Origin of the sequence: Thauera sp. WH-2 (assembly GCF_048321015.1) — a bacterium.
Taxonomy (GTDB): Bacteria; Pseudomonadota; Gammaproteobacteria; order Burkholderiales; family Rhodocyclaceae; genus Thauera.
In genome coordinates, this window is the sequence record NZ_JBLWFG010000007.1 from 36,135 (window position 1) to 50,303 (window position 14,169).

The following is a 14,169-nucleotide window of genomic DNA, read 5'->3' on the forward strand; positions in this document are numbered from 1 at the left end:
TGTGCCGGACCGGCGCAGAAAAAGTTGCATGGCTCGGACTTGAAATCCACCGACCCCGTCCCTATTATTAGCACTCGTTAGCGGTGAGTGCTAACAAGCGTCGGGCGGCGCTTCCTGCGCCGATCCGCGTCACTGCGAATTTTGTCCTGCGGGCTCGTCCCGCGAACCAACCCAAACAGTCGAACCGAAAGGAGAGAACTCGATGAAGATTCGTCCCCTGCACGATCGCGTGATCGTCAAGCGTCTGGAAGCCGAGCGCAAGACCGCGAGCGGCATCGTGATCCCGGACAGCGCCGGCGAGAAGCCCGATCAGGGCGAGGTCCTGGCCGTCGGCAACGGCAAGATCCTGGACGACGGCAAGGTGCGTCCGATGGCCGTCAAGGTGGGCGACAAGGTCTTGTTCGGCAAGTACGCCGGCCAGACCGTGAAGGTCGAAGGCGACGAGCTCCTCGTGATGCGCGAGGAAGACATCATGGGCGTGGTCGAGGCCTGAGCCTCCCCCGAATCCCAGAAACGCTAACCGAAATATTTCCGGAGTTCTGAAGAATGGCAGCTAAAGAAGTCAAGTTTGGCGATTCCGCCCGCGAGCGCATGGTCGCCGGCATCAACATCCTGGCCAACGCGGTCAAGGTCACCCTGGGCCCGAAGGGCCGCAACGTGGTGCTGGAGCGCTCCTTCGGCGCCCCCACCGTCACCAAGGATGGCGTCTCCGTCGCCAAGGAAATCGAACTGAAGGACAAGTTCGAGAACATGGGCGCGCAGATGGTCAAGGAAGTTGCTTCCAAGACCTCCGACATCGCCGGTGACGGCACCACCACCGCCACCGTGCTGGCCCAGTCGATCGTGCGTGAAGGCATGAAGTTCGTTGCCGCCGGCATGAACCCGATGGACCTGAAGCGCGGCATCGACAAGGCCGTCATCGCCACCATCGACGAGCTGAAGAAGCTGTCGAAGCCCTGCTCGACCAACAAGGAGATCGCCCAGGTCGGCTCGATCTCCGCAAACTCGGACAGCGACATCGGCGACATCATCGCCAAGGCGATGGACAAGGTCGGCAAGGAAGGCGTGATCACCGTCGAAGACGGCAAGTCGCTGCAGAACGAGCTCGACGTCGTCGAGGGCATGCAGTTCGACCGCGGCTACCTGTCGCCCTACTTCATCAACAACCCGGACAAGCAGGTTGCGATCCTCGAGCAGCCCTTCGTCCTGCTGTTCGACAAGAAGATCTCCAACATCCGTGACCTCCTGCCGGTGCTCGAGCAGGTCGCCAAGGCCGGCCGTCCGCTGCTGATCATTGCCGAAGACGTCGAGGGCGAAGCCCTGGCCACCCTGGTGGTGAACAACATCCGCGGCATCCTCAAGACCTGCGCCGTCAAGGCTCCGGGCTTCGGCGACCGTCGCAAGGCCATGCTGGAAGACATCGCCATCCTGACCGGCGGCCAGGTCATCGCCGAAGAAGTCGGCCTGACCCTTGAGAAGGCCACCCTGGACGACCTCGGCCAGGCTGCCCGCATCGAGATCGGCAAGGAAAACACCATCATCATCGATGGCGCCGGCCAGGCCGAGCGCATCGAAGCCCGCGTCAAGCAGATCCGCGTGCAGATCGAGGAAGCCACCTCCGACTACGACCGCGAGAAGCTGCAGGAGCGCGTCGCCAAGCTGGCGGGCGGTGTTGCGGTGATCAAGGTCGGTGCCGCCACCGAAGTCGAGATGAAGGAAAAGAAGGCCCGCGTCGAAGACGCCCTGCACGCCACCCGCGCTGCAGTGGAAGAGGGCATCGTCCCCGGCGGCGGTGTTGCGCTGCTGCGTGCCCGTGCTGCACTGGGCGAGCTGAAGGGCGACAACCACGACCAGGATGCCGGCATCAAGATCGTGCTGCGCGCCATGGAGCAGCCGCTGCGCGAGATCGTCGCCAACGCCGGTGACGAGCCGAGCGTGGTGGTGAACAAGGTTGTCGAGGGTTCGGGCAACTACGGTTTCAACGCCGCTACCGGCGAGTACGGCGACATGGTCGAGATGGGCGTGCTGGATCCGACCAAGGTCACCCGCACCGCGCTGCAGAACGCCGCGTCCGTCGCTGGTCTGATGCTGACCACCGACTGCATGGTCGGCGAGCTGGCGGAAGACAAGCCGATGGGCGGCATGCCCGATATGGGCGGCATGGGTGGTATGGGCGGCATGGGCGGTATGGGCATGTAATGTGCCCGCGCCTCGCCTTCTTCTTGGGGCGGGGCGCAAGCCGCGGTAAACGAAGAACGGCTCCGCGAAGTGCGGGGCCGTTCTTCGTTTACCGGGCTGCGAGTCGACAGTGCTACGGATCCTCGGTGCGCGAAGCATGCCGAAGCGTGGGATAATCTGGCCGTGTTCGAGGGAGAAAGGTCGGTGGGGAGCGTGCGGATTCGGTCCGGCGCCGCTCCCCGGAACGTCGCCGCGCTGACGGCAACGTTCCCGAAGACCGAGCAAAAGGAGAACAGCGGCTTCATTCTCGGAAGCTCCGCTTACAACGAACTTACAGCTCAGGTCCTATGCGTATTCTGTTGGCGGAAGACGATCCCGTGATCGCCGATGGCATCTGCCGTGCGCTGCGTCGCGGTGGCTACGCGCTTGATCACGTAGCGGATGGCATGGAGGCGGACGCTGCGCTGGCGGGCCAGACCTACGATCTCGCCATTCTCGATCTTGGCATGCCACGCATGAACGGGATCGACGTGCTCAAGCGCCTGCGCGCGCGCAAGTCCGCGCAGCCGGTGCTGATCTTGACCGCACAGGACGGGGTGGACGACCGTGTGCGCGGGCTCGATGCCGGCGCAGACGACTACCTGACCAAGCCGTTCGCGCTTCCTGAGCTGGAAGCGCGGGTGCGGGCGCTGACCCGGCGCGGTACGGGCCAGCCGCGTTGTGTCGAGGTGGGGCAGCTCAGTTACGATCAGGCCGATCGGGTCGTGAAGATCGGCGGTCAGCTCATCGAGTTGTCCGCCCGCGAGATCGGTCTGCTCGAGATCTTCCTTCTCCGCATGGGACGTTTGGTGAGCAAGGACCAGCTCGTCGATCACCTGTGTGGCTGGGGGGAGGAAGTCTCCAGCAACGCCATCGAGGTCTATGTGCATCGCCTGCGCAAGAAGCTCGAGGACAGCGGTGTACGCATCGTGACGGTGCGCGGTCTGGGGTACTGCCTGGAAAACCCCGATGCTGCCCCTGCGGCGAAAGCCCAAGGCTGACAAGGGCGGCGCTGCGCCGCGCAAGTCCGGCCCGCCGAACTCCCTGTTTGGCGAGATCCTGGACTGGATGCTCGCGCCGCTGCTGTTCCTGTGGCCGATTTCCATCATCGTCACGCACAACGTTGCCGACAATATCGCCAACCAGCCCTACGATCTCGCGCTCGCCGACAGCGTGCGCACGCTGGCGCGATTCGTGTCGATCGATGGCGGGCAGGTCGCGGTGAGCTTCCCTGCGCCGCCACGGGCGCTGTTCCGGGCGGATCAGGACGACGTGGTGTATTACCAGGTCGCCGACGATGAGGGCCGCACACTCTCCGGCGACGCCGAGATCCCGCCTGCGCCCACGCCCCGTAGTCTCGTCGGCGAGGAGGTACTGCTGCGCGACGAGCTCATTCATGGCGAAGAGGTTCGGGTTGCCTACCGTTTCCTGAGGCCGGCTCCTGAGGTTTCCGACCGACTGGTGGTGGTGCAGGTGGCGGAGACGCGGAACAAGCGCACCGACCTGGCCTCGCGCGTCGTGACTGGCGTGCTGCTGCCGCAGTTCGCCATCATCCCGCTTGCGGTGGTGCTGGTGTGGGTGGGTCTGAGCCGAGGCATTGCCCCGCTCAACCGCCTGCAGAGTCTGATCCGGCGACGGCGGCCGACGGACCTCTCTCCTGTCGAACCGTCAGCGGTGCCCGAGGAGGTGCGGCCGTTGATCGTTGCCTACAACGACATGATGGTCCGCCTGGAAGAGAACCTGCAGGCGCAGCAACGCTTCATCGCCGACGCGGCCCACCAGATGCGCACCCCGCTGACGGGTCTAAAGATGCAGACTGACCTGGCGATGCACGAAACCGATCCCGACCAGTTGCGCGAGTCGCTGGCCCGGATTGCCGAGAGTACGGACCGCGCCGCGCACCTGATCAACCAGCTTCTGTCGCTGGCGCGTGCAGAGGCCAGCTTCGAGAAGCTCTATGCGGTTGAGCGGGTGAGCCTGGATGCCGTGGTGAGGGAGGTCGCCCTCGATCTCTTCCCACGTGCGCAGGCCAAGCACATCGACCTGGGGGTCGAGGCGGGCGAGCAGGAACTGTTCATTGAGGGAAACACCGTCCTGCTGCGGGAGCTGGTCAAGAACCTGGTCGACAATGCGGTCAAATACACGCCGTCCGGAGGCAGTGTCACGGCCCGCACGCGCTTCGCCGGCTCGCCGATCCTGGAGGTCGAAGATACTGGCCCAGGGATTCCCGAGGGCGACCGCGAGCGGGTCTTCGAGCGCTTCTTTCGCGTGCTCGGCAGCGGCGTGGATGGCTCTGGCCTAGGGCTGCCGATCGTGCGCGAGATCGCCGAGTTGCACCGCGCAGCCGTTACGCTCGATTCGGCACCTGGAGGGAAAGGCACCCTGGCTCGGGTGGTGTTCCCCCGTACCCACCTGCATCCGCCCCCGATCGTGCAGGGCGACTACGATGCCCTGTAGGTTGCGACAGGCGCTTCTAGAAGAGATAGCAGGCCAAAAGATCAAAGACCCCTTTGACTTCGGAGAATTTGCCGCTATAATGCGCATCTCGCTGGCCAGTTAGCTCAGTTGGTAGAGCAGCGGATTGAAAATCCGCGTGTCCGTGGTTCGATTCCGCGACTGGCCACCAGAACTCGAGAATGGGCCGACTTCGTGTCGGCCCATTTGCTTTGCGGCCTCCGTTTCGCTCCTGAAGTTGCTGATTCGGCTCAATTTTGGGGCTGTGGCGCGGTGATATAATCCGCTTCGCTCCGATCGACTCCAGCCCCGCATGCAACTCTTCGCCCTCGGCCTGAATCACCACACCGCACCGCTCGCAATCCGCGAACGCGTTGCGTTCCAGCCTGAGCGGCTGGCCCAGGCCCTGCACGATCTCGTGCATGCGGATTCCGTGCGAGAGGCTGCGATCCTGTCGACCTGCAATCGCACCGAGCTCTATTTCGCCGCTGAACAGCCGCAGACGGCGGCCGACTGGCTGGCACGCTTCCACCAGCTGCCGCTGGTCGAGGTCTCCCCCTACCTGTATGCCTATCCGCAGCGCGACGCGATCCGCCACGTCTTCCGGGTGGCGAGCGGACTCGATTCGATGGTGATTGGTGAGCCGCAGATCCTCGGTCAGGTGAAGGATGCGGCACGCTACGCCGAAGAGGCGGGCACCATGGGGGTGCTGTTGCACAAGCTGTTCCAGAACACCTTCGCGGTGGCCAAGGAAGTGCGCTCAACCACCGCGATCGGCGCCAATACGGTTTCTATGGCTGCTGCTGCGGTGCATCTCACGGAGCGCATCTTCGAGCGCGTCGCCGATCAGCACGTGCTTTTCATCGGGGCGGGCGAAATGATCGAGCTCTGCGCCGCGCATTTCGGCGGCGCAAAGCCCAAGTCCATGACGGTTGCCAACCGCACCGAGGAGCGCGCGCAGGCACTCGCTGCGCGCTTTGGTGCGAGCACCATGCGCATCGATCAGATCGGCGACGCGCTGCCGCGCTTCGACGTGGTCGTGTCCTGTACTGCAGCGCCGCTGCCGATCGTGGGTCTCGGCATGGTCGAGCGCGCGGTCAAGGCGCGCCGCCACCGCCCGATGGTGATGGTGGACCTCGCCGTGCCGCGCGACATCGAGCAGGAGGTCGGCGCGCTGGACGACATCTTCCTCTACACGGTGGACGATCTCGCGCAGGTGGTTGAAGAGGGCATCGAGTCGCGCCAGCAGGCGGTGATCGAGGCCGAGCAGATCATTGACACCCGGGTCGATGGCTTCCTTCACTGGATGTCCGCGCGCGAGACGGTGCCGGTGATCCGTTCCTTGCGCGAGCACGCCGAGGGACTGCGGCGGACCGAACTCGAGCGCGCGGTGCGTCTGCTCGCCAAGGGGGAGGATCCGCAGCGCGTGCTCGAGGCCTTGTCGCACGGTCTCACCAACAAGCTGATGCACGGCCCCACACGCTTCCTGAGCCAGGCGGAAGGGGAGCACAAGGCCGAAGCGGGCCGCGTGGTGCGCGAGCTGTTCAACCTGTCCGGCGACCACCACTAGCCGCGGCGCCTGCCGTCTCTGCCGCATGCTGGCGGAGCGGCCCTTTTCGTCCGTCCTCATGAAGCAGAGCATCCGCGACAAACTCGAACACCTGACCCGCCGGCTGGAAGAGCTGGATCGCGCCCTCGCAGCCGAGGATGCGGCGCAGGACATGGGCGCCTTCCGCGAATGGTCGCGCGAGCGCGCGGAGATCGAGCCGGTGGTGCTGCTCTACGGTGACTATCGACAGGCCGAGAGCGACTGCGCCACCGCGCGTGAGCTGCTTGCCGACCCCGAAATGCGGGAACTTGGTGAAGCCGAACTGACCAGTGGAGAGGCGCGCATCGATGAGCTCGAGCTGGCGCTGCAGCGCGCGCTATTGCCGCGCGACCCCAATGACGAGCGCAACCTCTTCCTCGAGATCCGCGCCGGTACCGGCGGTGACGAAGCGGCGCTGTTCGCCGGCGATCTGCTGCGCATGTACGGCCGCTATGCCGAGCGCCAGCGCTGGAAGGTGGAGATTGTCTCGGCCAGCGAATCGGACCTCGGCGGCTACAAGGAAGTCATCGCCCGCGTGGTTGGCGCGGGCGCCTACTCGAAGCTTAAGTTCGAATCCGGTGGGCACCGTGTGCAGCGCATCCCCGTCACCGAAACGCAGGGCCGCATCCACACCTCCGCATGCACCGTTGCGGTGTTGCCCGAGGCCGACGAGGTCGAGGCAGTGGATATCAATCCGGCCGACCTGCGCATCGATACATACCGCGCCTCGGGCGCAGGCGGTCAGCACATCAACAAGACCGACTCCGCGGTGCGTATCACCCACATCCCCACCGGCATCGTCGTCGAGTGCCAGGACGACCGCTCGCAGCACCGCAACAAGGCGCAGGCGATGGCCGTGCTGGCCGCACGCCTCTACGACGCGAAGGTGCGTGCGCAGCAGAGCGCCGAGGCTGCGCAGCGTAAGAGTCTGGTCGGCAGCGGGGACCGCTCCGAGCGCATCCGCACCTACAACTTCCCGCAGGGACGCGTGACGGATCACCGCATCAACCTCACCCTCTACAAGCTCGATGCGGTAATGCAGGGCGAGTTGGACGAGCTCGTCGACGCGCTGACGCTGGAGCACCAGGCCAGCCTGCTTGCCACAATGGTGGAAGAGTGATGCACGCCGATGCCCAGCCCCGCCAGGATGAGGTCGATATCGCAAGCGCCCTTGCTTGGGCGCGCACACGGATCGACCTGATGGATGCGCGTGTGCTGTTGCGCCATGTGCTGCAGTGCGCAGCCTCCCGTCTCGTCGCCTTCCCCGAGCAGCGGATTGCCGAGGAGGACTGGGCGGCGTACCGCGCATTCGTCGAGCGGCGCTGCGCGGGCGAGCCGGTGGCCTATCTTGTCGGGCAGCGCGAGTTTTACGGGCGCGAGTTCATGGTCACGCCGGCCGTACTGATTCCCCGTCCGGACACCGAGTTGCTGGTCGAGCTCGCACTCGGCCATCTTGCCGGGCGCAGTGGTGCGCGCGTGCTCGACATGGGTACGGGCAGCGGCGCGCTGGCAGTGACCCTGGCGCTGGAGATGGACGCACCCGAGGTGATTGCACTCGATCGTTCCCGCGAGGCGCTGTGGGTGGCCATGGCTAATGCGGCAAGGCTCGGCGCGAGCGTATCCTTCGTGCAGAGCGACTGGTTCGGTGCGCTGGGAGAGGAGCAGTTTGATCTCATCGTCGCCAATCCGCCCTATGTCGCTGCAGCCGACCCCCACCTGGAGCAGGGCGACGTGCGCTTCGAGCCTCACGGTGCGCTGGTCTCGGGGCCGCAAGGCCTGGACGACCTGCAGACCATCGTCGCAGGCGCGCCGGCGCGCTTGGTCGACGATGGCTGGTTGCTCATGGAGCACGGTTACGATCAGGCCGTGGCGGTGCGCGGCCTGCTGGCCGACGCCGGATTCGCCGCCATTGCCTCATGGAAGGATCTCGCAGGCATCGAGCGTGCGAGCGGCGGGCGATGGCTGGGGCGTGGCGGTTGACGCCCCATTTGTCGCTCTCTAGAATTCCCGAGCAGTTAACTCAACTTTAAGAAGCTCCCAACATGAACATTCAGGACGTCATTCGCGATCAGGTCACCAACAACGCCGTCGTGCTCTACATGAAGGGCTCGCCGCAGTTTCCGCAGTGCGGCTTCTCCTCCGCCGCGGTGCAGATCCTCCGGAACTGTGGCGTTCGTGAAGTGCTTGCCGTAAACGTGCTGACGGACAACGACATCCGCCAGGGCATCAAGGAATACTCCAACTGGCCGACCATCCCGCAGCTCTACGTCAAGGGCGAGTTTGTCGGTGGCAGCGACATCATGCGCGAGATGTACGACAGCGGTGAACTGCAGCAACTGCTGAAGGACGCGGGTGCAGCCGACGAAGGCGCTGCCTGACCCGGCAGCGCAGCGGTTGAACCGGCCGCATGTCGGTTTTTTTTACATCGGATGATTGCCGGATGCGGGACTTCAACTTGCTTGCGTGCGCAAGCTGATGAAAGATAAAGGATTGACCGAAAGGCGCGCCTTCAAGGCGCGTTTTTTGCTTATGGAATGGCAGGTGTGATCAAATACCGCCCGAAAGGAACTCGCAAGGACTAAGCTGAGTCCTGAACAGTCAAGGCAGAGAGATTCGTTATGTCCGCTCCAGAGAAAACCAGCAACGAGAAGCGCCGCCGCCTGATCAAGTCAGCCGCCGCGGCGCCGGTCGTCTTTACGCTGCCGAGCGGCGCGGCGCTTGCCGCCACGAGCGCGACCTGTGACGCAAAGAGCCTCGCCCGCTTCGATCCCGGCTCAGTGCAGGCTGTCGTGAGCACAGCAGGGGACGGTTGGGTGCGGGCCCAGTTCCAGTCCTGGACGTTCCGGATCAAGGGGCAGAGTTCGCGTTCGATCGGGTTCAACTATGGCAGTCAGTGGTACGTCGTGTCGAATGGCTCTGCGTCCCTTGTCCTGGCCGAAGTTCACACGAACGGCGCGAATGCGCCCAGGCAGCGGGCAGGGGAGTATCACTACGTGCTGCTGAATTACCCTGACCAGGACTTGGTTCTCGACGCCTCGCAGTTCAACATCGCGCCGGTCGCGGGGGCGTCGTGCTGGAACTCCCTGATGCCGTCGGCAAACATCCCAGCCAGTAATACCGTCATCCTCTCCTGACCCCGCACGGTGCTGGCAAGGCGCTCGGCAGTGCGCTTCCTCGGCGAGGGAGCGGTCGTCTTCGATTCCCTGACCTGGCAGACGCATCTCCTGCCCGAAGAGCTTGCGGCGATTGCAGCAGTGGTTTGTGAACTCGCTGCGTCCGGGGCCGCGACGCCGGAGCGGTTGCAACAGCAGCTCGCTCGCGAATCTGGTCTGTCTTGCGAGGATTTCGACGCGCTGGTCGCGGCGCTCGCAGAGATTGGGTTGCTTGACGCATGACGCCTACGGGAAGAGCGGGGCCAGGGGCCGCGGCGGGAGTCGGGTCGGTCGAGAAACGCTTGGGGGGCGAGGGCGTCTGCCTGGACTATGGCGCGTGTGTGGTACGCGTGCGCAGCGCAGTGGGAGCGTTCAGCGGGCCGTTCGCATCCGTGTATCGGCATTTTTCGCTGGGGGATGCGTTCCCCTTTGTCGATTTCCACGTCGATATCGAGCCTGGTGCCGGGCTTCGCCGCTGGTTGCGCCCGCAGTCGCGTTTCCTGATCGATCGCGTGCAGCCCTTCGATCCCTTCGCCGCCAGCCACGCGTTACCTCATTACGAGTGGGGGCTCAACTGGAGCTTCGCGCAGCGTTTCAACCAGTATGTGCTTTTGCATGCAGGCGCCCTCGCGTGGGGTGATGCCGCCGTGGTGCTGCCTGCCATTCCAGGCTCGGGCAAGAGTACGCTGACCGCGGCGCTGATGCTGTCGGGTCTGCGCCTGCTGTCGGACGAATTCGGTGTACTGCGTCCGCAGGAGGGCGATTTCCTGCCCATGCTCAAGCCCGTCGCGCTGAAGAATGCCTCGATCGAGGTGATCCGTGATTTCCACCCCGGGGCTGAACTTGGGCCGACCTTCCCTGGCACACGTAAGGGCGACGTGGCGCACCTGGCGCCGGATGCGGCCAGTGTCGCGGCGATCCGTCGCCCTGCACAGCCGAGGCTGATCCTCTTTCCGGCCTGGCGCGAGGGGGCTGCGCTGACACTGCAGCCGCAGGCGCCGGAGCAGGCGTTCACGCGGCTCGCGTTCAACAGCTTCAACTACGGCCTGCTCGGGCGTATCGGCTTCGATGCCGTGGCGGATCTTGCGGAGGCCTGCCCGGCGTATCAGCTCGTGTATGGACGCCTGGATGATGCGGTGCGGTGCGTGCATGCGCTGCTGGACCAGCAGGTGGGAGGGGCGGATGGCTGACATGCAGGCACCGGGTCTGACAGAGCTGCTCTCGGTGCTGCAGACCCCTGAAAAGGCCCGCGAGCTTGCGCTTCACGAATGGGAGGGGGTGGTTCGCCTCGCGCGCGCGGCGCGTGTGCATGCCACCCTCGGCCACCGGCTGGCGAGCGATCCAGCGCGCTGGGGGGCGCTCCCCGAGCCGCCGCGTGGTCACCTCCAGTCAGCGATGAATTTTGCCGCCTGGCGGCGCCAGCTGCTGGCGCAGGAGCTGCGTGCGCTGGACGGGATCCTGCCTGCCGGGATCGAGGTGGTGCTGATCAAGGGTGCCGCGTATCACGCTCAGGGACTGGCGTTCGCCGAGGGGCGGCTTGCAGCCGACATCGACCTGCTGGTTCGTCGCGATGCGCTCGATGCGGCCGAGGCTGCGCTGGCAGCTGGCGGCTGGCGCTCGACCGTGACCGACCCCTACGACCTGCGCTACTACCGCGAGTGGAGCCATGAGCTTCCCCCCATGCAGGCCGAGGGCCATGCGCTGGAGCTGGATCTGCATCATGGGATCGCGCCGGTGACCAGTCGCTGCCGGCCCGATCCCATGGCGCTGTGGGATGCGAAGCGGAGCCTGCCGGGCTCGCGCTACTTCGTGCTCGACCCGCTTGATCAGCTCATCCATGCGGTGGTGCATCTGTTTCAGGATACCGAGCTCGACGGACGGCTGCGCGATCTGCTCGACATCGATGCGATGCTGCGTGCTCTGCCGCAGGATCAAGCGACGCTGCGGGCGCTCGCTGCCCGTGTGGCGCAGTTCGGCGCGCAGCGGCTGTTCTGGCATGCGCTGCAGGCCTGCCAGCGCTGGCTCGACACCCCGGTTCCCGCCGCGCTCTGGCCGGATCCGCCGCCGCCGGCTGCGCGTCGGCTCATGGACTGGATGTTGGCGCGCGTGTTGCTGCCGCGTCTGCCCGAGGCACGTCCGCGCCTCGGCGATCCGCTTGCGCGCCGCCTTGCCTGGCTGCGTTACCACCACATGCGCATGCCGCCCGGACTGCTGCTGCGGCATGGCGTGGCGAAGGGCTGGCGCCGGCTCCGCAGCCGGCGGACAGGCTGAAGACCTAGTCCCTGCGTCGAGCGAGTTCCTCGTTCAGCCGCGTGGCCAGCCGCAGCGCCTCGCGCAGGTAGCCCTTGCCGAACAGGTTCAGGTGGTTGAGCAGGTGGTACAGACTGTAGAGCGGCTTGCGCTGCTCGTAGTCCTCGTGGAGCGGCCATCGCGCGCGGTATTCGGCGTAGAAGCTCGATGGAAAGCCGCCGAACAGCTCGCTCATGGCGAGGTCCGATTCGCGATCGCCGTAATGCACCGCAGGATCGAATACCACGGGGGTGCCATCGTCCAGCATTGCGGCATTGCCGTGCCAGAGATCGCCGTGGAGCAGGCTCTCCTGCGGGCGGTAGTCGAGAAAGAGCGCTGGAACACGGGGGATCAGGCGCTCGCCCTGGCGGTACAGATCGCCGCCGAAGCCGTTCATGCGCGCAAGCTCGAACTGCGGGCGCAGACGCTGTTCGGCGAAAAAATGCGCCCAGTTGTCGTGTGTGGGATTGGCCTGCCGTGTCGCGCCGATGAAATTGTCGTGCTCCCAGCCGAACTGCTCTCCCCGCCTTTGGTGCATCTTCACCAGCAGATCGGCGAAGCGGGTGCCGTCTTCGGGGGACTGTAGCGGCCGTAGCACGAGGTGCTCGAGAACGAGCACGGCGCACCGCTCGTCACTCACACACGCGACCACCGCCGGCGTGCGGAAGCTGTCACTCGCGGCGATGGCGGCAAGGCCTTCGGCCTCCGCTGCGAACATTGGCGCGTGGCAGGTTTCGCCCAGTTTTGCGAAGTAGCGCTGGCCGCCTGCGTCCTGAACGATGAATGCGGCGTGGATGGAGCCGCCACCCACCGGCTGCGCGCTGGCGACGTGGAACCGGTTTCCTGTCGCTGCCCGCACCGCCAGTTCGATGGCGGGGAGGCCGGGATGGGAGAGGCCCGTGCTCATGGCTGGAAACGGTGCCGGGGCCGGGGCTGCGCCGGTCGTGGCAGGCAGTCTTCAGCCAAGGAGCGCGGCACGCGCGCGGGCCACCGCGGCACGCACCTGCTCGGGTGCAGTGCCGCCGACGTGCTTGCGCGATGCCAGTGAGCCTTCCACTGTCAGCACGGCGAACACGTCTTCACCGAGTCGGTCTGCGGCGCCCGGCACGTGGGCCATGGCGATGCGCAGTTCGTCCAGGGTGAATTGCGGCAGGTCGCAGCCCTTGATGTCCGCTGCACGCACCGCGAGCGCAACCGCCTCGTGCGCGTCGCGGAAAGGCAGGCCCTTCTTCACCAGGTAGTCGGCCAGGTCGGTGGCGGTGGCATAGCCCTGGGTAAGGGCGGACTGCATCGCCTCTTGCTTGACGCGGACGTTGAACACCTTGCTGCCGTTCTCGATCCGGCTGCCCATCATGTCGGCGTAGATGCGCAGGGTGTCGATGACCGTGTCTGCGGTGTCGAACAGTGGTTCCTTGTCTTCCTGGTTGTCCTTGTTGTATGCCAGCGGCTGGCCCTTCATCAGGGTGAGCAGGGCGATCAGGCTACCGTTGACGCGACCGGTCTTGCCGCGCACCAGCTCGGGAACGTCCGGGTTCTTCTTCTGCGGCATGATCGAGCTGCCGGTACAGAAGCGGTCGGCGAGATCGATGAAGCCCACGCGCGGGCTCATCCACAGGATCAGTTCTTCCGACAGCCGCGACAAGTGCGTCATCAGCAGCGCGGAAGCCGAGCAGAACTCGATCGCGAAGTCGCGGTCGCTCACTGCGTCGAGCGAGTTGTAGCAGACCTCATCGAAGCCGAGCTCGGCCGCTACGAACTCGCGGTCGATCGGGTAGCTGGTGCCGGCGAGCGCCGCGCTGCCGAGCGGCAGGCGGTTGACGCGTTTGCGGCAGTCGGCGAAGCGCTCGGCGTCGCGCCGGCTCATCTCCAGATAGGCCATCAGGTGGTGGCCGAAGGTCACCGGCTGCGCCACCTGCAGGTGGGTGAAGCCAGGCATCGGCGTGCCGGCGTGGGCTTCGGCGAGATCCAGCAGATTGCGCTGGAAGTCGGTGATCAGCGCGAGGATCTGGTCGATCGCGTCGCGCAGCCACAGGCGGATGTCGGTGGCAACCTGGTCGTTGCGGCTGCGGCCCGTATGCAGGCGCTTGCCCGCGTCGCCGACCAGCGTGGTGAGGCGCTTCTCGATGTTGAGGTGGACGTCCTCGTCATCGAGGCTCCAGGTGAACTCGCCGCGCTCGATCTCGCCGGCGATCTGGGCCATGCCGCGCTCGATCTCGGCCAGATCCTGCGCGCCGATGATGCCCTGCTTCGCCAGCATCTTCGCGTGTGCGAGCGATCCGCGGATGTCCTGTGCGGCCATGCGCTGGTCGAAGAACACGCTGGCGGTGTAGCGTTTGACGAGGTCGGAGACGGGTTCGGTGAAGCGGCCGGACCAGGCCTTGGCGGGTTCGTTTTCGCCAGCGGCCGGTATCGTGGTGTCTGTCATAATGGGGGTGCGAAAGACGATCGGACCGGCAGGTTGCATCCAGC

General features: G+C 65.5%; 14 protein-coding genes and 1 tRNA gene. 13 read left to right on the top strand and 2 right to left on the bottom strand.

What is annotated here, in order from left to right:
• The first annotated feature begins 202 nt into the window (after positions 1-202).
• The 13 genes from groES to ACNKW1_RS12300 all read left to right on the top strand — a co-directional run bounded on the left by groES (position 203) and on the right by ACNKW1_RS12300 (position 11,682).
• A complete protein-coding gene (gene groES / locus ACNKW1_RS12240) occupies positions 203-493 on the top strand; it encodes a co-chaperone GroES (protein ID WP_004311482.1) in 291 nt (96 codons plus the stop codon).
• A 53-nt stretch (positions 494-546) separates the two neighbouring features.
• Positions 547-2,199 (top strand): chaperonin GroEL, encoded by a 1,653-nt coding sequence (groL, locus tag ACNKW1_RS12245; RefSeq protein WP_418364874.1) that lies wholly within the window; start codon positions 547-549, stop codon positions 2,197-2,199.
• A 326-nt stretch (positions 2,200-2,525) separates the two neighbouring features.
• Positions 2,526-3,218, top strand: coding sequence for a response regulator transcription factor (locus ACNKW1_RS12250; protein ID WP_418364875.1), 693 nt, complete (start codon positions 2,526-2,528; stop codon positions 3,216-3,218).
• Complete coding sequence (locus ACNKW1_RS12255) at positions 3,187-4,674, top strand: sensor histidine kinase (RefSeq protein WP_418364876.1); 1,488 nt, start codon at positions 3,187-3,189, stop codon at positions 4,672-4,674. The genes ACNKW1_RS12250 and ACNKW1_RS12255 overlap by 32 nt, the downstream gene beginning before the upstream one ends.
• A 93-nt stretch (positions 4,675-4,767) precedes the next feature.
• Positions 4,768-4,843 (top strand) — tRNA-Phe (locus tag ACNKW1_RS12260).
• Between the two features lie 141 nt (positions 4,844-4,984).
• A complete protein-coding gene (gene hemA / locus ACNKW1_RS12265) occupies positions 4,985-6,241 on the top strand; it encodes a glutamyl-tRNA reductase (RefSeq protein WP_418364877.1) in 1,257 nt (418 codons plus the stop codon).
• Between the two features lie 58 nt (positions 6,242-6,299).
• Complete coding sequence (gene prfA, locus ACNKW1_RS12270; RefSeq protein ID WP_418364878.1) at positions 6,300-7,379, top strand: peptide chain release factor 1; 1,080 nt, start codon at positions 6,300-6,302, stop codon at positions 7,377-7,379.
• Entirely contained in the window at positions 7,379-8,239 is an 861-nt protein-coding gene (prmC, locus tag ACNKW1_RS12275) for a peptide chain release factor N(5)-glutamine methyltransferase (RefSeq protein ID WP_418364879.1), read from the top strand. The genes prfA and prmC overlap by 1 nt, the downstream gene beginning before the upstream one ends.
• Positions 8,240-8,301: 62 nt before the next feature.
• Entirely contained in the window at positions 8,302-8,637 is a 336-nt protein-coding gene (gene grxD, locus ACNKW1_RS12280) for a Grx4 family monothiol glutaredoxin (protein ID WP_418364880.1), read from the top strand.
• Positions 8,638-8,877: 240 nt separating this feature from the next.
• Entirely contained in the window at positions 8,878-9,393 is a 516-nt protein-coding gene (locus tag ACNKW1_RS12285) for a hypothetical protein (RefSeq protein ID WP_418364881.1), read from the top strand.
• A gap of 30 nt (positions 9,394-9,423) precedes the next feature.
• Positions 9,424-9,654: an HPr-rel-A system PqqD family peptide chaperone gene (locus ACNKW1_RS12290; RefSeq protein ID WP_418364882.1), complete on the top strand. Its 231-nt coding sequence runs from the start codon at positions 9,424-9,426 to the stop codon at positions 9,652-9,654.
• Positions 9,655-9,713: 59 nt separating this feature from the next.
• Positions 9,714-10,601, top strand: a complete 888-nt coding sequence (locus ACNKW1_RS12295; RefSeq protein WP_418364883.1) for an HprK-related kinase A — start codon at positions 9,714-9,716, stop codon at positions 10,599-10,601.
• Positions 10,594-11,682, top strand: coding sequence for a nucleotidyltransferase family protein (locus tag ACNKW1_RS12300; RefSeq protein ID WP_418364884.1), 1,089 nt, complete (start codon positions 10,594-10,596; stop codon positions 11,680-11,682). Before ACNKW1_RS12295 ends, ACNKW1_RS12300 begins: the two co-directional genes overlap by 8 nt.
• Before the next feature lie 4 nt (positions 11,683-11,686).
• On the opposite strand, the gene ACNKW1_RS12305 is transcribed toward ACNKW1_RS12300, so the two are convergent.
• Together ACNKW1_RS12305 and argH are read right to left on the bottom strand one after the other, a co-directional pair.
• Positions 11,687-12,607 carry a fructosamine kinase family protein gene (locus tag ACNKW1_RS12305; RefSeq protein ID WP_418364885.1) on the bottom strand — a complete coding sequence of 307 codons (921 nt, stop codon included), beginning with the start codon at positions 12,605-12,607 and terminating at the stop codon, positions 11,687-11,689.
• A 51-nt stretch (positions 12,608-12,658) separates the two neighbouring features.
• Positions 12,659-14,125 (bottom strand): argininosuccinate lyase, encoded by a 1,467-nt coding sequence (gene argH / locus ACNKW1_RS12310; protein WP_418364886.1) that lies wholly within the window; start codon positions 14,123-14,125, stop codon positions 12,659-12,661.
• Positions 14,126-14,169 lie beyond the last annotated feature (44 nt).